This window comes from Streptomyces sp. NPDC060209 (genome assembly GCF_042728155.1).
Lineage (GTDB): Bacteria > Actinomycetota > Actinomycetes > Streptomycetales > Streptomycetaceae > Streptomyces.
Genome location: NZ_JBHWZS010000103.1, coordinates 1 through 26511, shown reverse-complemented (window position 1 = coordinate 26511; position 26511 = coordinate 1). Strand labels below are relative to the sequence as shown.

Below are 26511 nucleotides of genomic sequence, written 5' to 3'. Positions count from 1 at the left end.
GGTGCAGGTGCCCGCCAGCACGATGCCGCCCAGGTTGGCCAACAGCTGCGCCGACGACCCCCATGTCTGCTGGAGGTCCTGGTAGCTGAACGCGACCGCGGCGTTGGCGGCGGCCGGCACCGTCGTCACCGAGATCGCCACGCCGATCAGCGCCCCGGACTTCGCCGAGGTCAGCGAGAGCGTCCCCGCGATGCCCGCCAGGAGCGCCACCACGAACGACATCCAGTCCGGGTGCCAGATGAATCCGGTGTTGGGCCTGTCCGCCGAGACCATGTCCGCGTCGAACAGCCCCAACGCGTCCATCAGCCAGGCGAACCCGGCCGTGAGCACCATCGCCGCGGCGAAGCCGCCGATCAGCGCCCACAGCGACCGTGCGACCAGCCGGGGCGCTCGCTGCACCAGCGCCGTCGAGATCCCGGCCAGCGGCCCGAACTCCGGGCCCACCGCCATCGCGCCCACGATCAGGACAGCGTTGTCCAGCATCACCCCGCAGGCCGCCAGCATCGTGGCGAGGGCGAGGAAGGCCACATAGGTGGCGCTGAACGTCGACTCCTCGTGCGTCACCTCGCTCAGCTCTTCCCAGAGCACCGCGTCCGCGCCCTCACCGGGCGCGGCCCGTTCGGCCTCGGCGGCGCGCTTGGAAAGGGTGAGGTCCATGTTCTCGACGGTGATCGAGCCGACGCTGTCGATGTCCATCTTCCTCAGGGCGCCGATCAGTTCGTCGCCGGACTCCCGCGCCACGTCGCACATGACCACATCGCCCGCCGGGTTCCGCGCCGCGCCGGCGAGCACCGCGACATGGGCGGTGCCGACGGTCCGCCCGATCAGCCCGAGCACCTCGTCGGTGCGGTCGGCGGGCACGATGAGGCGCAGATGCAGCACGGTGCACCCTTTCCGGAGTCAGAGCTTGCGCAGTGACAGACGCTGGACCTTGTGGTCCGGCCCCTTGCGCAGCACCAGAGTGGCACGGCCGCGCGTCGGCGCCACGTTCTCCAGCAGGTTGGGCTTGTTGATGGTCCGCCACATCGTGCGCGCGTAGTCCAGCGCCTCCGCCTCGGAGACCTGGGTGTACTTGCGGAAGTACGAGAACGGGTTCTGGAACGCCGTCTCACGCAGCCTGCGGAAGCGGTGGAGGTACCAGTTCTCGATGTCCTCGGCGCGCGCGTCGACGTACACGCTGAAGTCGAAGTAGTCCGCGAGCCCGACCCTGGTCCTGCCGTCCTTGCCGGGCAGCGCGGGCTGCAGCACGTTCAGCCCCTCGACGATCAGGATGTCGGGGCGGCGCACGGTCAGCCGTTCGCCCGGCACGATGTCGTAGATCAGGTGCGAGTAGACGGGCGCCGTCACCTCGTCCTTGCCGGCCTTGATGTCGGCGACGAACCGGGTCAGCGCCCGCCGGTCGTACGACTCGGGGAACCCCTTGCGCGACATCAGGCCCCGCGCCTCGAGCTCCTTCATCGGCAGCAGGAACCCGTCGGTCGTCACCAGCTCCACCCGGGGGTGCTCCGGCCAGCGCGCCAGCAGGGCCTGCAGGATGCGGGCGCTGGTGGACTTGCCGACGGCGACACTGCCCGCGACCCCTATGACGAAGGGGGTGCCGCGCTGCTCGCCGTGCCCGTTGCCCGCGTCACCGAGGAAGGTGTTCAGGGCGCCGCGCAGGCCGGAGGTGGCCTGGACGTAGAGGTTGAGCAGCCGGGAGAGCGGCAGATAGACGTCCCGGACCTCGTCGAGGTCGATGACGTCGCCGAGGCCTCTCAGCTTCTCGACCTCCTCGGCGCTCAGTGGCAGCGGGGTCTTGTCACGCAGGGCGCTCCACTCGGCCCTTGTCAGGTCGACGTAGGGGGTCGGCGCGTGCTCGGTGCGGCGGGGGCTCCGTGCGGGCGAAGTGATCACGTACTCATTGTTGCGGGAGTTTTAACGGAGTGGGGGGTGGGGTCGGTCACGTGGCCAAGCGGTTCTCCGGGGCGGGCCGCCGGCAATGTTGCTCGCCTGCATGTTCGGCGATCTCTGTCCGGACGTCTCGGTGCCGAAGAACGCCGGACGCCGGACCGGGGCGGTGCGGCAGCGAATGGCCCTCCCGCGGCGCGGGCCGCGGACACCGGGGTCGGTGTTCCCGGAGCCGCGTGGTTCAGGGCTTGGCGCCCTTGTCGTCGACGACGGCTGCGGCGGTGCGGGCCTGGGCGAGAGCGCGCCGTGCGGCAAGGGTTCGCGGTCCGGCCGAGACACTTTTGGCGCAACAGCAGGCACCTCGGCAACGCCCTGGTCGAGGGAACCGGCCTTATGGTGGCGATATGTGCGGAATCGTGGGATACGTCGGGGCGCAGTCGGCGCAGGATGTCGTTGTCGCGGGGCTGAAGCGGCTGGAGTACCGGGGGTACGACTCCGCCGGGGTCGCCGTCCTCGCGGACGGGGGGCTGGCCGCTGCGAAGAAGGCGGGCAAGCTCCTGAATCTGGAGAAGGAGCTCAAGGACAGGCCGCTGCCGGCCGGGAATGCCGGGGTCGGGCACACCCGTTGGGCCACACACGGCGGGCCCACCGATGTCAACGCCCACCCGCATCTCGACAACGCGGGCCGGGTCGCCGTCGTGCACAACGGGATCATCGAGAACTTCGCGGCGCTGCGCGAGGAGTTGGCCGGGCGGGGCCATGACCTGGTCTCCGAGACCGACACCGAGGTGGTGGCCCACCTGCTCGCCGAGGCGTACTCGTCCGGCGCCGATCTGGCGGAGGCCATGCGGCAGGTGTGCCGGCAGCTGGAGGGCGCGTTCACCCTGGTCGCCGTGCACGCGGACGAACCCGACGCGGTGGTGGGGGCCCGGCGGAACTCTCCGCTGGTGGTGGGGGTGGGGGACGGGGAGATGTTCCTCGCCTCCGATGTGGCCGCCTTCATCGCGCACACGCGGGACGCCATCGAGCTCGGCCAGGACCAGGTCGTCGAGCTGCGCCGGGGCGGGGTGACGGTCACCGGCTTCGACGGGAGGCCCGCCGACGTACGCGAGTACCACGTGGACTGGGACGCGTCGGCCGCGGAGAAGGGCGGCTACGCCTCCTTCATGCTCAAGGAGATCGCCGACCAGCCCAAGGCCGTCGCCGACACGCTGCTCGGCCGGATCGACGGGTCGGGCGCGCTCCACCTCGACGAGGTGCGCATTCCGCAGGGGGTGCTCCGGGAGGTCGACAAGGTCGTCGTCATCGCCTGCGGGACCGCCTTCCACGCGGGGATGATCGCCAAGTACGCCATCGAGCACTGGACCAGGCTGCCCTGCGAGACGGAGCTCGCCAGCGAGTTCCGCTACCGCGACCCGATCCTGGACCAGCGCACCCTCGTCGTCGCCATCTCGCAGTCCGGCGAGACCATGGACACGCTGATGGCGGTCCGTCACGCCCGTGAGCAGGGGGCGAAGGTCCTCGCCATCTGCAACACGAACGGCTCGACCATCCCGAGGGAGTCGGACGCCGTCCTCTACACGCACGCCGGGCCGGAGGTCGCCGTCGCCTCCACCAAGGCGTTCCTGACACAGCTCGTCGCCTGCTATCTCGTCGCGCTGTACCTCGGGCAGGTGCGCGGCACCAAGTGGGGCGACGAGATCCGCACGGTCGTACGCCAGCTCTCCGAGATGTCCGGCGCGGTCGAACGCGTCCTGGGGACCATGGAGCCGGTCCGTGAACTGGCCCGTTCGCTGTCCGCCCACGACACCGTGCTCTTCGTGGGCCGGCACGTGGGCTACCCGGTGGCCATGGAAGGCGCGTTGAAGCTCAAGGAGCTCGCGTACATGCATGCCGAGGGCTTCGCCGCCGGGGAACTCAAGCACGGGCCGATCGCGCTGATCGAGGAGGGCCTGCCGGTCGTCGTGATCGTGCCCTCCCCACGCGGCCGTTCGGTGCTGCACGACAAGATCGTGTCGAACATCCAGGAGATCAGGGCCCGCGGCGCCCGTACCGTCGTCATCGCCGAGGAGGGCGACGAGGAGGTCGTCCCGTACGCCGATCACCTCATCAGGATCCCGGCTACGCCTACGCTGCTTCAGCCGCTGGTGGCCACGGTGCCGTTGCAGGTGTTCGCCTGTGAGCTGGCGACAGCCCGGGGCAACGAGGTGGACCAGCCGCGCAACCTGGCGAAATCCGTGACAGTCGAGTGAATGAGTGAGCGCGTGATCATTGGGGTCGGGATCGATGTGGCGGAGATCGAACGCTTCGGCGCCGCGCTGGAGCGCACGCCCCAGCTGGCCGATCGGCTGTTCCTGGAACGGGAGTTGCTGCTGCCCGGCGGGGAACGGCGGGGGATCGCCTCGCTGGCGGCCAGGTTCGCCGCGAAGGAGGCCCTGGCCAAGGCGCTCGGCGCGCCGGGCGGGCTGCTCTGGACCGACGCCGAGGTGTGCGTCGAGGAGAGCGGCCGGCCCCGGCTGGAGGTGCGTGGCACCGTCGCGGCGCGGGCGGCGGAGCTCGGCGTACGCAGCTGGCACGTCTCGCTCAGCCACGACGCGGGGGTGGCGTCGGCCGTGGTGATCGCGGAGGGTTGAGGTATGCGACATGCCTACAGCGTCGAGACCGTAAGGGCCGCCGAGAAGGCGCTCATGGCACGTCTGCCGGAGGGGGCGCTGATGCAGCGCGCCGCCGCCGGACTCGCGGTGGCCTGCGGTGACCTGCTCCGGCGCAACGGGCGGGTGTACGGATCCCGGGTGCTGCTCCTCGTGGGCAGCGGCGACAACGGCGGGGACACCCTGTACGCGGGAGCCCGGCTGGCCCGGCGGGGAGCCGGCGTAAGGGCTCTGCTGACCGCGCCGGACAAGGTCCACCGGCGCGCACTGGACGCCCTGCTGGCGGCCGGCGGGCAGGTCCTCGGCGGCCCGCCGCTCGGCGCCTTCGGCCCCGTCGACCTCGTCGTCGACGGCATCACCGGGATCGGGGGCCGCGGTGGCCTGCGGCCCGAGGCCGCGGAGCTGGTGCACGCGGTCACCGGAGGCCACGCGCCCGTGCTCGCCGTGGATCTGCCGAGCGGTGTCGAGGCGGACACCGGTCAGGTGCTCGGCGAGGCCGTACGGGCGGACGCGACGGTCACCTTCGGCACGTACAAGCCGGGGCTGCTCATCGACCCGGCCGCCGAGCACGCGGGCGCGCTCCGGCTCGTCGACATCGGCCTGGCGGCGGAGCTGCCCGCCCGGCCGGACCTCGAGGCCCTCCAGTACGCCGACGTGGCGGCCCTGCTGCCCGTACCCGGCGCCGAGAGCGACAAATACCGGCGCGGGGTCGTCGGGGTGGCCGCCGGTTCGGAGCGGTACCCGGGCGCGGCCGTGCTCGCGGTCGCGGGGGCGCTCCGCGGGGGCGCGGGAGCCGTGCGGTACGCGGGCCCCGGGGCCGACGCGGTGATCGCCCGCTTCCCGGAGACGCTGGTGCACCCCGGCCCGCCGTCGAAGGCCGGACGGGTGCAGGCCTGGGTGGCCGGGCCGGGGCTCGGCGACTCCTCGGCGGCGGCCCGAGCGGTGGCCGACGTGCTGGCCGCGGACGTCCCGGTGCTGGTCGACGCGGACGGGCTGCGGCTGATGGACGCGGGGGCCGTACGCGCGAGGACCGCCGCCACCGTCCTCACCCCGCACGCCGGCGAGGCCGCCGCGTTGCTCGGGGTGCCGCGCGAGGAGGTCGAGGCGGGACGGCTCGCCGCCGTACGCGAACTGGCGGCGCGCTACGACGCCACCGTGCTCCTGAAGGGCTCGACGACGCTCGTGGCGGAGCCGGGGGACGCGCCCGTGCGGGTCAACCCGACCGGCACGTCCTGGCTGGCCACGGCGGGCAGCGGCGATGTGCTGTCCGGGCTGACGGGTTCGCTGCTGGCGGCGGGCCTCGCACCGCGCGACGCCGCGTCCGTGGGCGCCTACCTGCACGGGCTCGCGGCCCGCCGGGCCTCGGCCGGGGCGCCGGTCGCCGCACAGGACGTCGCGGACGCGGTGCCGGCGGCCTGGCGGGACGTGCGGGCCTGATCCACGCTGGAGAGCGAAGGACGGAGCAACGGAACGGACGGTGGTCGGTCGTGGGCAGCGGCAGCGGCATACGTGTACGCAGGGTGTACGACCCGCCGGAGGACGACGACGGCACCCGGGTCCTGGTGGACCGGCTATGGCCGCGCGGGATCTCCAAGGAGCACGCGGCCATCGACCTGTGGGCCAAGGACGTGACGCCTTCGAAGGAACTCCGCACCTGGTACCACGAGGACCGCTCGGGCAGCCGGTACGACGACTTCGTGGACCGCTACCGCACAGAGCTCGGCGACCCCGCCCACACCGAGGCCGTCGAGGGGCTGCTCGCCCTGCTGCGCCGTGGCGGACCCGTCACCCTCGTCACGTCCGTGAAGGACATCCCGGCCAGCCATGTCCCGGTCCTCGTCGACCATCTGGAAAACGCCCTCGACCACCGGTGACCGCCTCACCGGGCACAGGAGGTCGAGGGCACAGGCGTACGGCTCTGAGAGACTGGGCGGCGATGAACGAGACAGCGACCCTGAGAGCCCGTGCCGAGATCGACCTCGCCGCGTTGCGGGCCAATGTGCGCGCCCTGCGCGCGCGGGCGTCCGGGGCGCAGCTCATGGCCGTGGTGAAGTCCGACGCGTACGGGCACGGGGCGGTGCCCTGCGCCAAGGCGGCGCTGGAGGCCGGGGCGGCCTGGCTGGGCACCGCGACTCCGCAGGAGGCGCTCGCACTGCGTGAGGCCGGGATCGGCGGCCGGTTGATGTGCTGGCTGTGGACGCCCGGCGGACCCTGGCGCGAGGCGGTCGAGGCCGACATCGATGTCTCGGTGAGCGGGATGTGGGCGCTGGACGAGGTCGTCGCCGCGGCCACGGAGGCCGGGATTCCGGCCCGTGTCCACCTCAAGGCGGACACGGGTCTGGGGCGTAACGGCTGCCAGCCCGCGGACTGGCCCGTGCTCGTCACGGCCGCCCGCGCCGCCGAGGAGGCGGGCGTCCTGCGCGTCACCGGTCTCTGGTCGCACTTCGCCTGCGCCGACGAGCCCGGCCATCCGTCGATCGCCGCCCAGCTGAACGTCTTCCGCGACATGGTGGCGTACGCGGAGAAGGAAGGCGTCCGACCCGAGGTGCGGCACATCGCCAACTCTCCGGCGACGCTCACGGTGCCCGAGTCCCACTTCGACCTCGTCCGCACCGGCATCGCGATGTACGGCATCTCGCCCAGCCCCGAGCTGGGCACCCCGGCCGACTTCGGGCTGCGGCCCGTCATGACGCTCGCCGCCTCCGTCGCGCTCGTCAAGCAGGTCCCTCCGGGCCACGGCATCAGCTACGGACACCACTACACGACCTCCGCCGAGACCACGCTCGCCCTGGTGCCGGTCGGCTACGCGGACGGCATCCCGCGCCATGCCTCGGGCCGGGGCCCCGTCCTCGTCGGAGGCGCCGTCCGCAGGATCGCCGGCCGGGTCGCGATGGACCAGTTCGTGGTCGATCTCGGGGGAGACGTCCTGGAGGCGGGCGCCGAAGCGGTGCTGTTCGGGCCGGGGGACCGGGGCGAGCCGAGCGCGGAGGACTGGGCGCAGGCGGCGGACACGATCGCGTACGAGATCGTCACGCGCATCGGCGCACGCGTCCCGCGCGTCCATCTCCACGAGGACTCCGGCCGGGGCTGAGGCCCCGGCCCGGCCAGGATCATGATCCGACGACGACGAAGGAGCACGGCACGGTGAGCGAGACCAGCGCGGAGGACGTGGTGGCGACGGCGGCCGTCGCGGCGGCCGGCTGGCGCCGGGCGGGCGTCGCCGGGGCGGCGATAGGCGTCATCGCCGCGGGCGCGGCCGCGGGCGTCGCCGTCGAGCGGCTCACCGTGGGCCGGGGCATGCGCAAGAAGGCCCGCCTCGCGCTGGACGCCTCCGGCCCGTACGGCTCCCTGCGGGGGCTGCCCGGCCGGGCGGTCGCGGACGACGGCACCGAGCTGTACTACGAGGTCGACGAGATCGAACCGGACGGCGGTACGAGCCGTTCCGGCGCGCGCTCCGGGAGTGCCCCCGCGGGCTCCGGATCGCGCAGGCGCAGGCTCTTCGGGAGCAAGGACCCCGCGCCTCTGACCGTCGTCTTCAGCCATGGCTACTGCCTCGGCCAGGACTCCTGGCACTTCCAGCGCGCCGCGCTGCGCGGCCTGGTCCGCACGGTCCACTGGGACCAGCGCAGCCACGGCCGCTCCGAGCGGGGCAGGGCGCAGGCCGAGGGCGTGCCGGTCGGCATCGACCAGCTGGGCCGTGATCTCAAGGCGGTCCTCGACGCGGCGGCTCCCGAGGGCCCGCTGGTGCTGGTCGGGCACTCCATGGGAGGCATGACGATGATGGCGCTCGCCGACCGGTATCCGGAGCTGATCCGCGACCGGGTGGCCGCGGTCGCGTTCGTCGGGACGTCGAGCGGCAAGCTCGGCGAGGTGAATTTCGGGCTGCCGGTGGCGGGCGTGAACGCGGTGCGCCGGGTGCTGCCCGGGGTGCTCAAGGCGCTCGGCTCGCAGACGGAGCTGGTGGAGCGAGGCCGGCGGGCGACAGCCGACCTGTTCGCGGGACTGATCAAGCGCTACTCGTTCGGATCGCGGGACGTGGACCCGGCGGTCGCGCGGTTCGCGGAGCGGCTCATCGAGTCGACCCCGATCGATGTGGTCGCCGAGTTCTATCCGGCCTTCACCGAACACGACAAGAGCGGGGCCCTGCCCGCCTTCCTCGGGATTCCGGTGCTGATCCTGGCCGGTGACAAGGACCTCGTGACGCCCAGTTCGCACAGTGAGGCCATCGCGGACGAGCTTCCGGACGCGGAGCTGGTCATCGTGCCGGACGCCGGGCATCTGGTGATGCTGGAACATCCGGAGACGGTGACCGACCGGCTCGCGGACCTGCTGGTGCGGATCGGAGCCGTTCCGGCCGAGGCGCGCTGATCCTCTACCGTTGGTCGGCATGGAAGCAGCGCACAACGGCCCGGTGGCCGACACCGTCGCACCGGGCACCGTCACCCTGGACATCGCCGTCGAGTCCCCCGAAGAGATGAAGGAGCTGGGCCGCCGGATCGCCGGTGTGCTGGCCCCCGGCGACCTGGTGATGCTCACCGGAGAGCTCGGCGCGGGCAAGACCACCCTGACCCGGGGCCTCGGTGAGGGCCTCGGGGTACGCGGTGCCGTCACCTCGCCGACCTTCGTGATCGCCCGGGTCCATCCGCCGCTGGGCGAGGGCCCCGCACTGGTCCACGTCGACGCGTACCGCCTGGGCGGCGGCCTCGACGAGATGGAGGACCTGGACCTCGACGTGTCGCTGCCGGAATCGGTGATCGTCGTGGAGTGGGGCGACGGCAAGGTCGAGGAGCTGTCGGAGGACCGGCTGCGGGTGGTGATCGACCGCGCCGTCGGCGACACGGACGACGAACGCCGCACGGTGACCCTGGTGGGCATCGGCGAGCGCTGGGCGGGGCTGGGCGCGGAGCTGACGGGGGCCTGATGCTCCTCCTCGTGGAGGTGCCGTGACCCGTCCGGCGGCGCCTGAGTAGGGTTGGCCCCGGCCGGCGCGAACACGGGGGACGCACGCATGCAACACCTGCGGGGGGACGACCCTGTCCGGATCGGCCCGTACACGGTCCTGGGCCGGTTCGACACGGGGAGCGGCCCCGGCGTTCTCCCGGAGCCCCGGTACATCGCGCGGAGCGCCGACGGCGACCGGACCGTGCTCGTCTGCCTTCCGCGCACCGGCGCGGACCCCGCTCGGTGGGCCGCCGAAGCACGACAGGCCCGCGACCTGTCCGTTCCCGGCTTCCTCCCGGTGGACGAGGTGGGAGGCACGGCGGCCGCCCCCTGGTACGCGGCGCCCCATGACGTGGCGCTCTCGCTCCCCGACGCGCTCACGGCCCAGCGGGGCCCGCTGCCGGAGCCGTTCGTGCGCGCCCTCGGCACGGCGCTGGCCTCTTCGCTGGGAGCGGCGCACGCCCAGGGTGTGATCCACGCAGGGCTGTCCCCGTCCGCGGTCCTGGTGACCCCGAGCGGGATCCGGCTGGCCGGATTCGGGGCGGTGCGCTCCGCCGGGGCGGACGGGCAGCACCGCGGGAACATCCCGGGCATCGACCACGGAAGCCTGCCGCCGGAGCAGATGACGGGCGGCAGACCGCGTCCGCTCGGGGACGTCCACGGGATCGGAGCGGTGCTCTCGTACGCGAGCACCGGCCACACCGTGCCGCAGCGCGAGGAGATCCCCGAAGGGCTGCGCGCCGTGATCACCGCGTGCCTCGCCCGCGACCCCGCGCAACGCCCGGCAGCGGCGGAGCTGGCGGCCGCGTTCGCCGTGGGTCCCGGTCGCGCCGCACCCGCGGTGGGCGGCCGGCAGGCCACGGTGCTCGACGCCCCTTTCGCCGCCGCTCTCCCTCCCAGGGTGGCCGTGTCCCTCGCCAGGGCGGCGGCCACCGTACTCGCGGCGGAGCCCTCCGGGCCCGCGCCGGTCCGCGGAGATCGCCCGCGGCTCACAACCGACGGTCTGGACTGACGGCCATGTTCTCCGCACTCACCCACGACGACCCCTCCCGGTTCGGCGGATACCGCCCGGTCGCCCGCCTCGGAGGCGGAGGCATGGGGACGGTCTATCTGGCCCGCTCGGCGGACGGCCGGACCGTGGCCCTCAAGACGATGCACGCCCACCTGGCCGCGGATCCGGTGTTCCGCAGCCGCTTCCGACTGGAGACCGACGCGGCCCGGATCATCGGCCCGGTCCACGGGGCCCGGGTCTTCGACGCCGATCCGTCGGCCGACATCCCCTGGCTGGCGACCGAGTACGTGCTGGGGCCGGGACTCGACGACGCGGTCTCCGTGTGCGGCGCCCTCCCGGAGCCGGCGGTACGGGCGCTCGGGGCTCTGCTGTGCGCGGCACTGACCCAGCTTCATCACTCGGACGTCGTCCACCGTGACCTCAAGCCGTCCAACATCATGCTCACCGTCGACGGGCCCAAGGTCATCGACTTCGGCATCGCCCGCGCCGACGGGGACGACCGCCTCACGCGGACCGGAGCGGCTGCGGGCACTCCCGCCTTCATGTCCCCGGAACAGGCGACCGGCCACGAGCACACCGCGGCCGGTGACGTGTTCGCCCTCGCCGGGGTGCTCACCTACGCGGCCACGGGCCGTGGGCCCTTCGGGGCCGGGCAGCCCGCCGACCTCCTCTACCGGGTCCGCTACGCGGAGCCCGACCTCACGGGTGTTCCCGCGGCACTGCTGCCGGTCCTGGCCAGGGCCCTCAGCAAGGTCCCGGCGGACCGGCCCTCCGCCACCGAGCTCGCGGCCTGGCTGGAGCCCCCCGCAGGGGAGTTCTCGGATCACCTGCCCGATGCAGTCCTCACCGGCATCGCCCGGCGCGCCTCGGCGGTGTTCGCCGTGATGCCCCGCCGCACGGCACCGGCGGACGCGGAGGCCCTCCCGGACACGGCCGCGCGAACCACCGTCCGGCCGTCCCGCCGCGGGGTTCTGGCCGCGGGCGGCGGCTCCCTGCTGGCTCTGGCGGCGGCCGGGACGGGTGCGTGGGCGTGGTTCGGGCGGGAAAGTCCTGGCCGGAAGAACATCCCCACCGTGTCGAAGAGCCCCGCGTCGGACATGCTCTGGCAGGTCGGATCCGACTACGGGATCGACCCCGAAGTGCCGTCGGCCCCGCTTCTGCTGGAGGACGCCGTCCTCGTGGCGTCGAGCGCCAGCACGCTGCAGGCCGTGGACCCGCGTACGGGCCGATCCCTCTGGACGGAGCAGGACGTACTCCTCTTCCACCAGACCACCACGGACGGCAAGCGGGTGTACACCGTCGACTACGCCCTGGACGAAGAGGCTCCGCTCGCCGTCCGCATCGTCGAGACGGACACGGGGACCGCCGGTCCGACGGTCGCCCGTCTCACGAACCTCCGGGGGCGCATGCACCAGAACCAGCTGCTCTGCGCCACGGAAGCCGTCGTCTACGGAGTGGGCGGGGTGGGGCCCTACTCGACCGAGGGGTTCCGCAAGGACCAGTCCTGGTTCCTCTTCGCGCTCGACAGCGGGACGAGCGACGTGCTGTGGACCCGCCCGCTCCCCGCCAGGCCGGACCGGTCCGAGCGCTTCCACTTCCTGTCCGGCCGGCGCGAGGGAGACCACCTGGTCCTCGTCCAGCAGGCGGCGGACGGCGGGCTGAGCCTCACCGTCCGGGACGCCCGCACCGGCGCACCGCTGTGGGACACCCCGCTCGACGGGGAGGGCCCGGCCTCGGGCCATGCCCGGACCGCGGTCGACGCACAACACGTGTACCTCGCGTCGGACGGTCTCGTCGCACGGCGACTGGCGGACGGCGCCGAGGCCTGGCGCCACGAAGGAGACCGCCCGGGAGCCGTCCACGGCCCGCCGGCGGTCAAGGACGGCGTCGTCTACGCGGTGGAGAAGGGCCGAGGCGTCGTCGCGGTCCACGCCGGTAGCGGCAAGGCCGCGTGGACGCAGACGGGCCAGGCGGGCGCGGAGGCCGACGCACCGCCCACGGTGGGAACCGCCTACGTGTACAGCGAGTCCGCCACCGGCCTCACCGCCGCAGACCTCCGTACCGGCGCGGCCGCCCAACCGCTCAAGGCCGCTCGCGGCCGGTACTTCGCCCACGGACCCGCCGAGCGGCTCATCGCCCAGGGCGACGCCTATACCGCCGGATACCCACTCCTCTGACTGCACGGGAAGCGTCGCGGAACATGAAACCCCTGACTACCGGAGACCCGATCCGGCTCGGTCCCTACCGCATCCTCGGGATCCTCGGCGAGGGCGGCATGGGCAAGGTGTACGTCGGCCGGGACGGCGGAGGGACTGTCGCCGCGGTGAAGGTGCTGCACTCGCACCTCGCCCACGACCCCGATCTCGCCCGGCGCTTCGTCCGCGAGGCCCTCATGGCGCAGGCGGTCGGCAGCGACGGCGTGGCCAGGGTCATCGACAGCAGGACCGAGGGCGGGCGGCCCTGGATCGCGACCGAGTTCCTGGTAGGGCCGACCCTCGAGGAAGCGGTCGGCGCGTACGGCCCGCTCGACGAACCGGCCGTACGCGCCCTCGCCGTGGCGGTGGCACGCGGACTGCGGGACATCCACGCCGCAGGCCTCGTGCACCGCGACGTGAAGCCCGGCAACATCGTGCTCACCGCCACCGGCCCGCGGATCATCGACTTCGGGATCGCGCGCCCCGAGCACGGCCTCACGCTGACCCTGACCGGACAGGTCCCGGTGACGCCCGGCTACGGAGCCCCCGAACAGGTGCTCGGTCACCGTGTCGGTCCGGCCGCCGACGTCTTCTCACTCGGCGCGGTGCTCGTGTACGCGGCGAGCGGCCGACGCGCGTACGACGGCCCGCACGTCGCCGCCGTGCAGTACGAAGTCGTCCACGGCGAGCCGCGCCTGGACGGGGTGCCGGCAGCGCTCCGGCATCTGATCGCCCCGTGCTTCGCCAAGGATCCCGCGCAGCGTCCCTCCACGGACGCGATGACCACGGCCTTCGATCCGCCGCGCGGCGCGGAACGCGCCTGGCGCCACGGCCCCCTCGCGCGGGACGTCTCGGCTCGTCGGCGCAGCCTCCACGACCTCACCACGTCGGTCGACGTGGGTACGGGCCGTGCTGTGCCGCGGCGCCGCCTGCTGACCGCGCTCGGCGTCGGCGGCGCGCTCGCCGCCGTGGGCGGGGGAACCGCTCTGTGGCTGCACGGTCGTGACCGCCCGGACCCCTTCGGTATCCCGCCGGCCGTGAAGACTCCGAAGGCACCGGTCCTGTCCGCGGAGGAGGGCGACTACGTCTACGGCGAGACGCCCGAACCGATATGGACCCACACCTCGGTGTTCGGTGACGACACCCCCGCGCCGCTGCCGGTGCGCGACGTCATCGTGGTCGGTGCCCCCGGCGGGGGCATCGCGGCGCGCGGCGTCGTCGACGGTGGACTCCGCTGGTCGGCACCCGGCACGGAGGCCGCGCGCCGATACGTGTCGCTCTCCGGGCGACTGGTGGCCGCGGCGGACGGCGAGGGCGTCCTGCGCACCTTCGTCGCCTCGACGGGCGAACCGAAGTGGACCGCCGCCGTGGATGCCTCCTGGGTCCTGGCGGCGGACGACGAAGCGGTGTACGTGGTCACGGGCGACGGCCGCCTGCGGAGCATCGGCCGGGCGGACGGCAAGGTGCGCTGGTCCGTCGACGCCGGATCCGGACTCGGCGCGAAGCCCGGGCCACGCGGTGTGACGGTGGCCGGGCGCCTGGTGGTCGCCGCAGCGGGCGGCACCGTCGTCGCGGTCCGGACCGATGACGGCGGCACGGCGTGGAAGCTGCCCGACCAGGGCGAGGGGCGGCCCGGGCTGGCGACCGCCGAGGGCGCCGTCTTCGTGAGCGGCGAGCACCTGCGGGCCGTGAACGCGGGCGACGGCAAGGAGCGCTGGGTCGCGGACAACCCCGAGGTGTCCGGCATCACGCCTGCGTGGGGCTCTCCCACGGTGCACGGCACACACGTGTACGCGGCGGTCCTCGGATACCCCCGACGCCTGGGCACCGAGGACGGACAGCCGACCGATTGGGTCCAGGAGGGCCTGCTGAGGTGCGACCCGCCGAGCCCGCTCATCGTCCAGGGCGACGGCTTCTGGTCGGTCGCGGTGAACGACACGGGGGGCGGGGTCAACGTGATCGATCTGGCCGAGGATCGCGAACCGTGGGTGTTTCCCGTCATCAAGAACACCGATCGCTACTGGCTCACCGCCGACGCCAACCGGGTCTTCGTCATGGACGGTGACTCGCTGACGGCGCTGCCGGTGTTCTGAGGGGCGGCCCGGGCCCGCTCTTTCCGACAGGTCGTCGGTAAGTGTTGCGTGCGGGGCCGCGGACGTGGTCCCATGGGAAGGACCTGGTTAGGTCTACCTAATTATTGACCTGGCCATGTCGTTCACCGAAGCCCGAGGAGGCGTGTATGCCGACACCCGAGCGTGACGTGGAGCCGCAGTCGCCGCCGGTGGAGCAGCCGTCGGCCTCTACGGTGTCGATGAAGGACCTGCTGGCGTCCTGCGCCGCCGCGTCGGCGGTCTCGACGCCGCCACGCAGTGAACGGCCCGACGCCGACGAGGAGCAGCTGTCGGCGGGGCGTGACGCCGCCTAGCGCCCCAGCCCTCAGGGGACGACGACGACCTTCACACCGACCGTGGCGAACGTCCACAGCACGTCGCCGTCGGCCCGCTTCATCCGCACCCCGCCGGTCTTCATCGTGGGGTCGGGGCTCTCCATCGAGCCGTCCTGGGCGGCGCTGAAGCCCACGGCCACGTCGTCGACGTCCGCGAAGCGCACCACGTGCTCGATCAGGACGCCGTCCGAGCCCTTGATGCTGCCGGAGCGCGAGGTCACCCGGTACACGCCGGGCAGCGGGTTCACGGAGCTCGGCATGACGGCGAACGTCCGGAGAGCCTTCTCCTCGTCGTCCACCAGCCACACCCGGCGGTCCTTCAGCGCGTACACGACGCGGGCCCCCGCGTCGGAGTCCTCGGGGACCGCGAGCGGCTCCTTCGGGGGCTCGGGCTTCTCGGTGGGGGCCGCCGCAGGCTTGGAGACCTCGGCCGAGGGGACGGCGACCGTGTCGGGCGCGTTCGCCGACGCCTGGTAGGCGAGGAAACAGACCGCGGCCACCGCCGCGGCAGTGAGCCCGGCCACGATTCCCGAGCTGCCCCTTGCCACCGTGAGGTCCCCTTTCACATGCCGTCCGTCGCATGTCGTACAAGCATTTACGTCGTACACGCGTATACCCGGCGACGGTACCAGCAGCGGGAGGGGAGACCGGGACGCTGTACTGGCTGCCGTGGCCGAGTCGGCGGAGCCGTAGGCTGTTTGTGTGCTGCTGCTTGCCATGGATACCGCCACCCCCGCCGTCACCGTCGCCCTTCACGACGGGACCTCCGTCGTCGCCGAGACCGGCCAGGTCGATGCCCGGAGGCACGGGGAGCTTCTTCTGCCCGCCGTCGACCGGGTCCTCGCCGAGGCCGGGGTGAAGCTCGACGCCGTGACCGACGTGGCCGTCGGGGTCGGCCCCGGCCCGTACACCGGGCTGCGCGTCGGCCTGGTCACCGCCGCGACCTTCGGTTCCGCCCTCTCCGTTCCGGTGCACGGGGTGTGCACGCTCGACGCCCTCGCTCACGCCGCCGGTCTGGACGGCCTCGAAGGCCCCTTCGCCGTCGCGACCGACGCGCGCCGCAAGGAGGTCTACTGGGCGCGGTACGAGGACTTCCGTACCCGGGACGGCGAACCCTCCGTCGACCGGCCCGCCGACATCGCGGAACGGCTCGCCGGACTGCCCGTCGCCGGTGCCGGCGCGCTGCTCTACCCCGAGGCCTTCCCGGACGCCCGGGGCCCGGAACACGTCTCCGCCGGCGCGCTCGCCGCCCTCGCCGCCGAACGCCTGGCCGCCGGCGCCGCGCTGCTGCCGCCGCAGCCGCTCTATCTGCGCAGGCCCGACGCCCAGGTGCCGAAGAACTACAAGGTGGTCACACCCAAGTGACCACCGCGACCGCTGTGCTCCGCGAGATGCGCTGGTGGGACATCGAGCCGGTGCTGGAGCTGGAACACGAGCTGTTCCCCGACGACGCCTGGTCGGCCGGCATGTTCTGGTCCGAACTGGCCCGCGCCCGCGGGCCCCGCGCCACCCACCGCTACGTCGTGGCCGAGGACCCCGCCGACGGCCGGATCGTCGGTTACGCGGGTCTGGCCTCGGCCGGCGACCTCGCCGACGTCCAGACGATCGCGGTCAGCCGCGGCCAGTGGGGCGGCGGCCTCGGCTCCGACCTTCTGACCGACCTGCTCCGGCACGCCACCGCCTTCGAGTGCACCGCCGTGCTCCTGGAGGTCCGTGTCGACAACACCCGCGCCCAGAAGCTCTACGAACGCTTCGGCTTCGAACCCATCGGCTTCCGCCGTGGCTACTACCAGCCGGGCAACATCGACGCACTCGTCATGCGCCTGACCGTACAAGGAACAGAGACAGACTGATGGCTGACGAACCGCTCGTACTCGGTATCGAGACCTCCTGCGACGAGACCGGTGTCGGCATCGTGCGCGGGACGACGCTCCTCGCCGACGCCGTCGCTTCCAGCGTCGACACGCACGCCCGCTTCGGCGGTGTCGTCCCGGAGATCGCCTCCCGCGCCCACCTGGAGTCGATGGTCCCCACCATCGAGCGCGCCCTGAAGGACGCAGGGATCAGTGCCCGCGACCTCGACGGCATCGCGGTCACGGCCGGCCCCGGGCTCGCCGGGGCGCTGCTCGTCGGCGTCTCGGCGGCCAAGGCGTACGCGTACGCCCTGAACAAGCCGCTCTACGGGGTGAACCACCTGGCCTCGCACATCTGCGTCGACCAGCTGGAGCACGGCCCGCTGCCCGAGCCGACGATGGCGCTCCTGGTGAGCGGCGGGCACTCCTCGCTGCTGCTGGCCCCGGACATCACGAACGACGTACGGCCGCTGGGCGCGACCATCGACGACGCGGCGGGCGAGGCCTTCGACAAGATCGCCCGGGTGCTGGACCTCGGTTTTCCCGGAGGCCCGGTCATCGACCGGCTGGCCAGGGAGGGCGACCCGAAGGCGATCGCCTTCCCGCGCGGGCTGAGCGGCTCGCGCGATCCCGCGTACGACTTCTCCTTCTCCGGGCTCAAGACGTCCGTGGCGCGCTGGATCGAGGCGAAGCGCGCGGCGGGCGAGGAGGTTCCCGTACGGGACGTGGCGGCGTCGTTCCAGGAGGCCGTCGTGGACGTCCTCACCCGCAAGGCCGTCCGGGCCTGCAAGGACGAGGGTGTCGACCACCTGATGATCGGTGGTGGCGTCGCGGCCAACTCGCGGCTCCGGGCGCTCGCCGAGGAGCGGTGCGAGAAGGCCGGGATCCGCCTGCGGGTCCCCCGGCCGGGGCTGTGCACCGACAACGGCGCCATGGTCGCCGCGCTCGGCGCGGAGATGGTGGCGCGCAACCGCCCGGTGTCGGACTGGGAGCTCTCCGCGGACTCCTCGCTGCCGGTCACGGAGACCCACGTGCCGGGCGCTCACAGCCACGACCACGACCACGTGCACGAGATCAGCAAGGACAACCTCTACTCATGACCGTCGCCCTGATGTGGGAGGCCCGCGCCGCCGAGGGCCGGGGCACGGAGCTGCTGGAGTGGGCCAGGGCCCGGACGGCCGAGCTGGCCCGGGAGCCGCTGCGCAGCGAGCTGCTGCGCGCCCCGCAGGACCGGGTGCTCGTGCTGACCTGGTGGGACGCCGCCTACGACGACGAGCTGCCGGAGCTGCCGGAGCCGGACGCCGGGCTGATCACCCGCGCGGTCCACCGGTGGCGCTTCGAGTCCCTCGGCCCGGCGGGCGGCTGATCCGGGACCGGGGAGCGCCGGACGGGATGCCTCCCGGAAAAGAATCCTGAAAGATTTTCCCGGACGTGTCGATCCGGGCCCCTCCCGTTCGACGCATGGGTGAGAGGCGGGGAACAGCCCCGCTTCCGGAGTCCGAGGAGACACCATGCCGCGCTATCTGACGATGGTCCGGATCGACGAGAGGAACGCCCCGGCCGAGGGCCCCAGCCCGGCGCTGATGGAGCGCATGGGGGCGCTCATCGAGGAGATGACCAAGGCAGGTGTCCTGCTGGACACCGCGGGTCTCACCCCGACCTCCGAAGGCACCAGGGTCACCTGGTCCGACGGCGAGTTCACCGTCACCGACGGGCCGTTCACCGAGACGAAGGAAGTCATCGGGGGCTACGCCCTCATCCAGGCCAAGGACAAGGCCGAGATCCTGGAATGGACCAAGCGCTTCCTCGCGGTCCACGAGCCGTACTGGACGATCACCTCCGAGATCCGGGAGATCGCCGAAGGCTGACGGGGACGGCGGACAGCGTCCGGGGCGGGGCGGCGGATCCTTGCCGCGCCCGCCCCCGGCTGCTCTGATGGGTGTCCGTGACAGCAACGAGCAGCGCCGTCGAGACCGTGTACCGGATCGAGTCGGCCAGGATCATCGCCGGAACGGCGCGCATCGTGCGGGACGTCGGAATCGCCGAGGAGATCGCCCAGGACGCACTGGTCGCCGCCCTGGAGCAGTGGCCGAGGACGGGCGTCCCCGACCGGCCCGGAGCCTGGCTCATGGCCACCGCGAAACACCGGGCGATCGATCTCGTACGCCGCAAGGAGACCTACGCCCGCAAGCTGGCCGAGGCCGGCCGGGCACTGGAGGACGTGCCGCCGCCCGGGGTGGCCGACCCGGACGCCATCGACGACGACCTGCTCCGGCTGATCTTCACCTCGTGCCATCCGGTGCTCTCCACCGAGGCGCGTGTCGCCCTCACCCTGCGGCTGCTCGGCGGCCTGAGCACCGACGAGATCTCCCGCGCGTTCCTGGCCACGGAATCCGCTGTCGCCCAGCGCATCGTCCGCGCCAAGCGGACCCTCGGCCGTGCGGGGGTGCCCTTCGAGGTGCCGTCGGGGCCGGAGCGTTCCGCACGGCTCGGCTCCGTGCTCGACGTCGTCTACCTGATCTTCAACGAGGGGTACGCGGCCACCGCGGGCGACGACTGGCTGCGCCCCGCGCTCTGCGAGGACGCCCTGCGGCTCGCGCGGCTGCTGGCGGGTCTGATGGACGGGGAGCCGGAGGTCCACGGGCTGGCGGCCCTCCTGGAACTGCAGGCGTCCCGTACCCGCGCCAGGACGGGCGCGGACGGCACGCCCCTCCTGCTGGCGGATCAGAACCGGGCCCGCTGGGACCAGTTGCTGATCCGACGGGGTTTCGCGGCTCTGGAACGGGCACACGCGCTGGGCGGCGCCCCGGGGCCGTACACGCTGCAGGCCGCGATCGCCGCCTGCCACGCCCGCGCCCTGCGCTACTCCGACACCGACTGGCCGACGATCGCCACCCTCTACGGGCACCTCGCCAGGGCCGCCCCGTCGCCGGTGGTGGAGCTGAACCGCGCGGTGGCCGTGTCGATGACCGAGGGACCGGAGGCGGGTCTCGCCCTGACCGACGCACTGGTGGACGATCCGGCACTCTCGGGGTACCACCTGCTGCCGAGTGTGCGCGGTGACCTGCTGGAGCGGCTGGGGCGGGGCGAGGAGGCACGAGCCGCTTTCGTACGGGCGTCGGAGCTGACCCGTAACGCACGGGAGCGGGAACTGCTGCTCGCACGTGCCGGGCGCGTGTCCCGATGAGTTCCGGGCGCTGCGGCGGTCTACCTTGCACAGCGTCCCGTGACGCACCGCGCGGAGTGGAGGAGAGAGACCATGCAGAAGATCAGGCCCTGTCTGTGGTTCGACGACCAGGCCCAGGAGGCCGCGGAGTTCTACGTCTCGGTCTTCGGCGGGGACTCCCGCATCGTCGACGTCACCCACAACCTGGACGCGGCGCCGGGGGAGACCGGATCGGTCCTGACGGTGGACTTCGTGCTCGCGGGCCAGGAGTACCTCGGCCTCAACGGCGGCCCTCATTTCCGCTTCAGCGAGGCCGTCTCGCTGAGCGTGGACTGTGTGGACCAGGAGGAGGTCGACAGGCTGTGGGCGAAGTTCACCGAGGAGGGTGAGGAGAGCATGTGCGGGTGGCTGAAGGACAAGTACGGCCTGTCCTGGCAGATCGTCCCGCGTGCGCTGCCCGAGCTGCTCGGCGGCCCCGACCGGGCCAGGGCCGGCCGGGCGATGAAGGCGATGATGGGCATGCGGAAGCTGGACGTGCGGGCCCTGCTGGACGCCTGAGGCGCGCAGCGCACGCCGTGCGCGGGCGGGGGAACGGGCGCACCCTGGAAACAGGACTCCCGGGAGGTGACCGTGATGATGGAGACCGCCGTCGGATGGCATGTCGAGCTGGAATTCGAGGAGGACACCCACCGGACCCGTGCGGCCGCGATGGTGCGGCTGAGTGACGGGACCGAAGTGCGGGCCCACGGCTACGCCAGCCGCCACCCCTCCGACTCGCAGCAGCCGCGGGTGGGGGAGGAGATCGCCGGGGCACGCGCGCTCAACGAACTGGCGATGAGGCTGCTCACCAAGGCGCACGACGAGATCGACGAGGCGTCCGGCCGGACGTCGTACCCGCTGACCTGATTCCCCGAACCGTTCCACCGCCGGAGGGCGGCGCGCGGACTCGGTAATGTCTGGGCCATGCCCAGCCGTTCACCGCTTCCGCCTCCGCCCCCGCCAGTGGAGATACGTACATGGCCCGACCGCGACGCCCTGTTGAGGGACCGGGCGGTGGTTCTCGGCGAGCTCGTGAAGATGTTCATCGGGCCCACGCGGCTCGGAATCCTGTGGATGTGGGCGGGGATCGCCGCACTCGGCTGGTCCCTGGTGGGATCGGCGTTCCTCATGTTCGAGGACGCCTACGACAGCCTGGGTGTGATCCCGGGGGTCATCTGTCTCGCCGCCGGCGCCGCCGTGCTGATCCCCGCGGGCGCCCTCCTGGCCGTCGGCGTGGCCAGGGACCTGCGCGTCCACCGGCTCCTCGTGGCGTGGGGCGGGCTGGACCGCGATCCCGTGGGTGACGTGCCCCTGCGCAGGCCACGGGCGAGCCTCGCCTGGCTGCTGCTGTCCTTCACGCTCTGCGCGGCGGGCCTGTTCGCCTGCGTTGGCGTCCCGGGGACCGCCAGGGCGGGCCAGGAGACGTACGGCCTGGTGGCCTGGCTGATGGGGCTCGGCTTCCTCGCCTGGCTGACCGGACTGACCGGAATCGTCAAGGCGTTCGCCCACCGCCGCTGGGTGCTGCGGGTACTCGTCGGGGCGCCGACGGGCCCGCCGGTCACGGTCGACGGCTGATCAGGGCCGCTTCACCGGCTGCCCGATCAGCATCGTCGGGGCGCCGGCCACCCGGGTCAGGATGACGGTGGCGGCGTGCGGCCCCTGGAGCTTCATCTTCCGGCGAAGCTCCTCCGGTTCGACCGCCGAGCCGCGCTTCTTGACGGTCAGGACACCGACCTGACGCTCCCTCAGCAGCGCTTTCAGCTTCTTCATGTTGAAGGGCAGCTGATCGGTGATCTCGTACGCGGCCGTGGCGTCGGATTCGTACGGAGTGTCGCTCGTGACATACGCGATCGTCTCGTCGATCAGCCTGCCACCGCACCGTTCCACGACGCGGGCCACCAGGTGGGCGCGGATGACGGCGCCGTCCGGCTCGTGCAGATACCGGCCGACGGGGCCGACCGGCGGGGCGGGGAGCGGGCCGTCGGAGACGAGGGTCGTGCGGGACGGGAGCAGCGTGGCCCGGAAGGCGCCGGGGGTGAAGCCCTCGCCGAACCAGAGCACGGCCTCCTTCACATCGCCGCCGTCCGAGATCCACTCGGCCTCGGCCTGCGGGCCGATCGCCTCGTGCGGCACGCCGGGGGCGATCTTCAGCGCGGCGCGGGGCGCCTTGAGCGCGGCCCCGGTCGCCCAGGAGAGCGGCGGTGAGTAGGCCTCGGGGTCGAAGATCCTGCCCCGTCCGCCGCGCCGCGCCGGGTCGACGAAGACGGCGTCGTACGGGGAGGTGTCGATCTCGGTGACGTCGGCGCACCGGACCTCGACGAGGTCCTGGAGGCCGAGCGCCTCGGCGTTGGCGCGGGCGACCTGGGCGGTGAGCGGATCGCGGTCCACGGCCAGGACCGAGATGCCCGCCCGGGCAAGGGCGATCGCGTCGCCTCCGATTCCGCAGCACAGGTCGGCCACGCTCCGCACGCCGAGCTCCGCGAACCGCTCCGCGCGGTAGCCGGCGACCGAGGTGCGGGTCGCCTGTTCCACGCCGTCGGGGGTGAAGAACATGCGGTACGCGTCCGCCGCCCCGAACTTCGCCACCGCGCGCTGCCGCAGCCGCGCCTGACCGAGCGCCGCCGACACCAGGGCGGCGGGATGCGTGCGGCGGAGCCGGGTCGCGGTCGCCAGTTCCCGTGCGGGGTCGTGGTCGCGCAGCTCGTCCAGTAGCGCCGCGCCCTCGGGGGAGCGCAGGGCGGCGAAGGCGGCGAGAGGGTCGGCGGGGTCGGCCTGATCGGCGGGGGGAAGGGCGTTCACGAATCCATTGTGAGCCAGCCGGGGGACGCGGCGGGTCCGCCGGAGGTGTCGCGGCGGGCGGCCGATATCCCGGTGGCAGGATGCGGCGCCATGCAGCTAGTACGACAAAAAGAAAAATTCGCCACGAAGCGTCACAGAACGGCCTGTGCGGTCCTGGCCGCCCTGTTGATCGGCGCCGCCGCCTCCGGGTGCGCCGACGGTAAGGACGAAGGGGCCGGCGGCTTGCGGAAGCCGGCCGCCGGGCAGCCGGGGGCCGCCGCCGCGCAGGCGGGTCCCGCCGCGGCCGAGGCCAAGGTCAAGGCCAAGGCCGAGCGGCTGAAGCGGGAGCAGGCCGCCCGCGTCGCCGTCGCGAAGAAGTGGGGTCTGGCGAAGGTGCCGCTCGTCGCCCCAGCGCCACCCGCCGTGAAGCCGCGCATCACCACCCGTGAGGGGTTCGAGGTGGAGGGCGGGGAGAAGCTGCCGCCGGTCTTCACCACCGTGCCCACCAAGGAGCGGATCGTCTTCCTGACGATGGACGACGGGGCGGAGAAGGATCCCGAGCTGCTGCGGATGATGACCGAGCTGAAGATCCCGTACAGCGCCTTCCTCACCGACTACGTGGTGAGTGACGACTACGGCTACTTCAAGGACATGCAGGCCCGGGGCGTCACCCTCAACAACCACACGCTCAACCACCGCTACCTTCCGGGGCTTTCGAAGGCCGACCAGCGGCGGGAGATCTGCGGCGAGCAGGACAAGCTCGGGAAGTACTTCGGGAAGCGGCCCACCCTCTTCCGGCCGCCGTACGGCAACTACAACGGCGACACCCTGCGCATCGCCGCGTCCTGCGGCATCAAGGCCGTGCCCCTGTGGGCGGCCGAGGCGTTCCCCGACCACATGGAGTGGCGGGAGTGGGACCAGGACCTGCATCCCGGCGACATCATCCTCACCCACTTCCGGGGGTCCGAGGACTGGAAGGGGTCCATGACCGACATGATCCGCCGCGTCATGGAGACGGTCACGGACAAGGGGTACGCCGTGGCCAGGCTGGAGGACTACGTCTGAGGTGACTGCGTCCGGTGCGGGGCGCGGGTGCGGACGGTGTGACGGGCCGTCCGCCCCGTCCGCAGCGTCCCCGTCCCGCGGCCGGAACACCGCGGCGGTCTCCCGCGTTGTCCGGGCGTGCGCCGGTCCAACGGCGCCACGCGAGGGTGGTGAATTGGCACTCCGCTTGACCGAGTGCTAATCGCGGTCATAGTCTCAGTGCTGGCACTCCCCAAGGGAGAGTGCCAGCACTACCGCGCGACAGGGCAGGTCCGGCACCCGCGACGACGGATCGACCTGGTCGCCACACCACAGACTGTTAAACCCCGTGAGATCTCCGAAGGGGGAGACCGGATCGTGTCGACCACCAGCTCCAAGGTTGCGATCAAGCCGCTCGAGGACCGCATTGTGGTCCAGCCGCTCGACGCCGAGCAGACCACGGCTTCCGGCCTGGTCATTCCGGACACCGCGAAGGAGAAGCCCCAGGAGGGCGTCGTCCTGGCCGTGGGCCCGGGCCGCTTCGAGAACGGCGAGCGCCTTCCGCTCGACGTCAAGACCGGCGACGTCGTTCTGTACAGCAAGTACGGCGGCACCGAGGTGAAGTACAACGGCGAGGAGTACCTCGTCCTCTCGGCGCGCGACGTCCTCGCGATCGTCGAGAAGTAATTCACCCACGTTTGCTTCTGTTCTGCGCCCCTGGCCCCCTGCGAAATAACTAGCCGGGCGGCGAGGGGCGCAGTTCGTTTTGAGAGGGAAGAAAACAGCCCATGGCGAAGATTCTGAAGTTCGACGAGGACGCCCGTCGCGCCCTTGAGCGCGGCGTCAACAAGCTTGCCGACACGGTGAAGGTGACGATCGGCCCGAAGGGCCGCAACGTCGTCATCGACAAGAAGTTCGGCGCTCCCACCATCACCAACGACGGTGTCACCATCGCGCGCGAGGTCGAGCTCGACGACCCGTACGAGAACCTCGGTGCCCAGCTGGTGAAGGAGGTGGCGACCAAGACCAACGACGTAGCTGGTGACGGCACCACCACCGCCACCGTGCTCGCCCAGGCCCTCGTCCGCGAAGGCCTGCGCAACGTCGCCGCGGGCGCGTCCCCGGCCGCCCTGAAGAAGGGCATCGACGCCGCCGTGAAGGCCGTGTCCGAGGACCTCCTCGCGACCGCCCGCCCGATCGACGACAAGGCCGACATCGCCGCCGTGGCCGCGCTCTCCGCGCAGGACCCGCAGGTCGGCGAGCTCATCGCGGACGCGATGGACAAGGTCGGCAAGGACGGTGTCATCACCGTCGAGGAGTCCAACACCTTCGGTCTGGACCTCGAGTTCACCGAGGGCATGGCCTTCGACAAGGGTTACCTGTCCCCGTACATGGTGACCGACCAGGAGCGTATGGAGGCCGTCCTCGACGACCCGTACATCCTGATCCACCAGGGCAAGATCGGCTCCATCCAGGAGCTGCTCCCGCTCCTGGAGAAGGTCATCCAGGCCGGTGCCTCGAAGCCGCTGCTGATCATCGCCGAGGACGTCGAGGGCGAGGCGCTCTCCACCCTCGTCGTCAACAAGATCCGTGGCACCTTCAACGCCGTCGCGGTGAAGGCCCCCGGCTTCGGTGACCGCCGCAAGGCCATGCTCGGCGACATCGCCACCCTCACCGGTGCGACCGTCATCGCCGAGGAGGTCGGCCTCAAGCTCGACCAGGCCGGTCTGGACGTGCTGGGCACCGCCCGCCGCGTCACCGTCTCCAAGGACGACACGACCATCGTCGACGGCGGCGGCGACTCCGCCGACGTCAAGGGCCGCGTCAACCAGATCAAGGCCGAGATCGAGTCCACGGACTCCGACTGGGACCGCGAGAAGCTCCAGGAGCGCCTCGCGAAGCTGGCCGGCGGCGTGTGCGTGATCCGTGTCGGTGCCGCCACCGAGGTGGAGCTCAAGGAGAAGAAGCACCGTCTGGAGGACGCCATCTCCGCGACCCGCGCCGCGGTCGAGGAGGGCATCGTCTCCGGTGGTGGCTCCGCTCTGGTCCACGCCGTCAAGGTCCTCGAGGGCAACCTCGGCAAGACCGGCGACGAGGCCACGGGTGTCGCGGTCGTGCGCCGCGCCGCCGTCGAGCCGCTCCGCTGGATCGCCGAGAACGCGGGCCTCGAGGGCTACGTCATCACCTCGAAGGTCTCCGAGCTCGAAAAGGGTCAGGGCTTCAACGCCGCGACCGGTGAGTACGGCGACCTGGTGAAGGCCGGCGTCATCGACCCGGTCAAGGTCACCCGCTCCGCCCTGGAGAACGCCGCGTCCATCGCGTCGCTGCTGCTCACGACCGAGACCCTGGTCGTCGAGAAGCCGGCCGAGGACGAGGCCGACGCCGGCCACGGCGGCCACGGCCACTCCCACTAGTACGCTCCGTACGCCGCCGAGGGGCACGATCCCCTCGGCCTTGCGGTCCTCGGGCAGCAGGCTGATGCCCGCCCTGAACGCGGCGGGCGTGGAGCCGGTACGCACC

General features: G+C 72.3%; 27 protein-coding genes. 23 read left to right on the top strand and 4 right to left on the bottom strand.

Translation table 11 applies throughout. From position 1 onward, the window contains the following. Positions 1-882, bottom strand: an 882-nt coding sequence (locus ACFWFI_RS20825) for a DUF389 domain-containing protein (RefSeq protein ID WP_387392245.1), incomplete at its 3' end; no start/stop codon positions are given. Between the two features lie 18 nt (positions 883-900). Further along, entirely contained in the window at positions 901-1893 is a 993-nt protein-coding gene (gene coaA, locus ACFWFI_RS20820; protein ID WP_387392242.1) for a type I pantothenate kinase, read from the bottom strand. 398 nt (positions 1894-2291) lie between these two features. Between coaA and glmS the strand changes: the two genes are divergently transcribed. The 11 genes from glmS (at position 2292) to ACFWFI_RS20765 (ending at position 15111) form a co-directional block, all read left to right on the top strand. Continuing rightward, on the top strand, positions 2292-4139 hold the full coding sequence (gene glmS / locus ACFWFI_RS20815) for a glutamine--fructose-6-phosphate transaminase (isomerizing) (RefSeq protein ID WP_387392239.1): 1848 nt from the start codon (positions 2292-2294) through the stop codon (positions 4137-4139). Then, on the top strand, positions 4140-4520 hold the full coding sequence (locus tag ACFWFI_RS20810; protein WP_387392236.1) for a holo-ACP synthase: 381 nt from the start codon (positions 4140-4142) through the stop codon (positions 4518-4520). It abuts the gene before it with no gap. 3 nt (positions 4521-4523) lie between these two features. Then, positions 4524-5975: an NAD(P)H-hydrate dehydratase gene (locus ACFWFI_RS20805; RefSeq protein WP_387392233.1), complete on the top strand. Its 1452-nt coding sequence runs from the start codon at positions 4524-4526 to the stop codon at positions 5973-5975. A 50-nt stretch (positions 5976-6025) separates the two neighbouring features. Then, positions 6026-6412, top strand: a complete 387-nt coding sequence (locus ACFWFI_RS20800; RefSeq protein WP_387392230.1) for a DUF488 domain-containing protein — start codon at positions 6026-6028, stop codon at positions 6410-6412. 62 nt (positions 6413-6474) lie between these two features. Then, positions 6475-7629 carry an alanine racemase gene (gene alr, locus ACFWFI_RS20795; protein WP_387392227.1) on the top strand — a complete coding sequence of 385 codons (1155 nt, stop codon included), beginning with the start codon at positions 6475-6477 and terminating at the stop codon, positions 7627-7629. A gap of 53 nt (positions 7630-7682) precedes the next feature. Continuing rightward, positions 7683-8906 carry an alpha/beta fold hydrolase gene (locus ACFWFI_RS20790; protein WP_387392224.1) on the top strand — a complete coding sequence of 408 codons (1224 nt, stop codon included), beginning with the start codon at positions 7683-7685 and terminating at the stop codon, positions 8904-8906. Between the two features lie 19 nt (positions 8907-8925). After that, a complete protein-coding gene (gene tsaE / locus ACFWFI_RS20785) occupies positions 8926-9459 on the top strand; it encodes a tRNA (adenosine(37)-N6)-threonylcarbamoyltransferase complex ATPase subunit type 1 TsaE (protein WP_387392221.1) in 534 nt (177 codons plus the stop codon). Between the two features lie 87 nt (positions 9460-9546). Beyond that, a complete protein-coding gene (locus ACFWFI_RS20780) occupies positions 9547-10491 on the top strand; it encodes a protein kinase family protein (protein ID WP_387392218.1) in 945 nt (314 codons plus the stop codon). 5 nt (positions 10492-10496) lie between these two features. After that, positions 10497-12668, top strand: coding sequence for a protein kinase domain-containing protein (locus ACFWFI_RS20775; RefSeq protein WP_387392215.1), 2172 nt, complete (start codon positions 10497-10499; stop codon positions 12666-12668). Positions 12669-12691: 23 nt separating this feature from the next. Continuing rightward, on the top strand, positions 12692-14779 hold the full coding sequence (locus tag ACFWFI_RS20770) for a serine/threonine-protein kinase (protein WP_387392212.1): 2088 nt from the start codon (positions 12692-12694) through the stop codon (positions 14777-14779). Between the two features lie 146 nt (positions 14780-14925). Beyond that, entirely contained in the window at positions 14926-15111 is a 186-nt protein-coding gene (locus tag ACFWFI_RS20765; RefSeq protein WP_387392209.1) for a hypothetical protein, read from the top strand. An 11-nt stretch (positions 15112-15122) separates the two neighbouring features. Here the strand turns inward: ACFWFI_RS20765 and ACFWFI_RS20760 are convergent, their stop codons facing one another. Then, entirely contained in the window at positions 15123-15680 is a 558-nt protein-coding gene (locus tag ACFWFI_RS20760) for a hypothetical protein (RefSeq protein ID WP_387392206.1), read from the bottom strand. Between the two features lie 169 nt (positions 15681-15849). Here ACFWFI_RS20760 and tsaB point away from each other — a divergent pair, with 169 nt between their 5' ends. The 9 genes from tsaB to ACFWFI_RS20715 all read left to right on the top strand — a co-directional run bounded on the left by tsaB (position 15850) and on the right by ACFWFI_RS20715 (position 21765). Further along, positions 15850-16497 carry a tRNA (adenosine(37)-N6)-threonylcarbamoyltransferase complex dimerization subunit type 1 TsaB gene (gene tsaB, locus ACFWFI_RS20755; protein ID WP_387392248.1) on the top strand — a complete coding sequence of 216 codons (648 nt, stop codon included), beginning with the start codon at positions 15850-15852 and terminating at the stop codon, positions 16495-16497. After that, the gene (gene rimI, locus ACFWFI_RS20750) at positions 16494-16985 is read left to right on the top strand and encodes a ribosomal protein S18-alanine N-acetyltransferase (RefSeq protein WP_387392203.1); all 492 of its coding nucleotides are present in this window, start codon (positions 16494-16496) and stop codon (positions 16983-16985) included. The genes tsaB and rimI overlap by 4 nt, the downstream gene beginning before the upstream one ends. Further along, entirely contained in the window at positions 16985-18085 is a 1101-nt protein-coding gene (gene tsaD, locus ACFWFI_RS20745) for a tRNA (adenosine(37)-N6)-threonylcarbamoyltransferase complex transferase subunit TsaD (protein WP_387392200.1), read from the top strand. Before rimI ends, tsaD begins: the two co-directional genes overlap by 1 nt. Continuing rightward, positions 18082-18351, top strand: coding sequence for a hypothetical protein (locus tag ACFWFI_RS20740; protein WP_387392197.1), 270 nt, complete (start codon positions 18082-18084; stop codon positions 18349-18351). Before tsaD ends, ACFWFI_RS20740 begins: the two co-directional genes overlap by 4 nt. Before the next feature lie 145 nt (positions 18352-18496). After that, on the top strand, positions 18497-18853 hold the full coding sequence (locus ACFWFI_RS20735; RefSeq protein WP_387392194.1) for a YciI family protein: 357 nt from the start codon (positions 18497-18499) through the stop codon (positions 18851-18853). Between the two features lie 77 nt (positions 18854-18930). Further along, positions 18931-20172, top strand: a complete 1242-nt coding sequence (locus tag ACFWFI_RS20730) for an RNA polymerase sigma factor (RefSeq protein WP_387392191.1) — start codon at positions 18931-18933, stop codon at positions 20170-20172. Between the two features lie 72 nt (positions 20173-20244). Further along, a complete protein-coding gene (locus ACFWFI_RS20725; protein WP_387392188.1) occupies positions 20245-20709 on the top strand; it encodes a VOC family protein in 465 nt (154 codons plus the stop codon). 75 nt (positions 20710-20784) lie between these two features. Then, positions 20785-21057: a DUF1876 domain-containing protein gene (locus tag ACFWFI_RS20720; protein ID WP_387392185.1), complete on the top strand. Its 273-nt coding sequence runs from the start codon at positions 20785-20787 to the stop codon at positions 21055-21057. A gap of 57 nt (positions 21058-21114) precedes the next feature. After that, positions 21115-21765, top strand: a complete 651-nt coding sequence (locus tag ACFWFI_RS20715) for a hypothetical protein (RefSeq protein WP_387392182.1) — start codon at positions 21115-21117, stop codon at positions 21763-21765. On the opposite strand, the gene ACFWFI_RS20710 is transcribed toward ACFWFI_RS20715, so the two are convergent. Continuing rightward, on the bottom strand, positions 21766-22989 hold the full coding sequence (locus ACFWFI_RS20710) for a THUMP-like domain-containing protein (RefSeq protein ID WP_387392179.1): 1224 nt from the start codon (positions 22987-22989) through the stop codon (positions 21766-21768). It lies immediately after the preceding gene. A 90-nt stretch (positions 22990-23079) separates the two neighbouring features. On the opposite strand from ACFWFI_RS20710, the gene ACFWFI_RS20705 reads away from it, so the two are divergent. The 3 genes from ACFWFI_RS20705 (at position 23080) to groL (ending at position 26405) form a co-directional block, all read left to right on the top strand. Beyond that, positions 23080-24033, top strand: a complete 954-nt coding sequence (locus tag ACFWFI_RS20705; protein ID WP_387392176.1) for a polysaccharide deacetylase family protein — start codon at positions 23080-23082, stop codon at positions 24031-24033. 336 nt (positions 24034-24369) lie between these two features. Further along, positions 24370-24678: a co-chaperone GroES gene (gene groES, locus ACFWFI_RS20700; RefSeq protein ID WP_003966899.1), complete on the top strand. Its 309-nt coding sequence runs from the start codon at positions 24370-24372 to the stop codon at positions 24676-24678. A 101-nt stretch (positions 24679-24779) separates the two neighbouring features. Continuing rightward, positions 24780-26405 carry a chaperonin GroEL gene (gene groL, locus ACFWFI_RS20695; RefSeq protein WP_387392173.1) on the top strand — a complete coding sequence of 542 codons (1626 nt, stop codon included), beginning with the start codon at positions 24780-24782 and terminating at the stop codon, positions 26403-26405. The last annotated feature ends 106 nt before the right edge of the window (positions 26406-26511 follow it).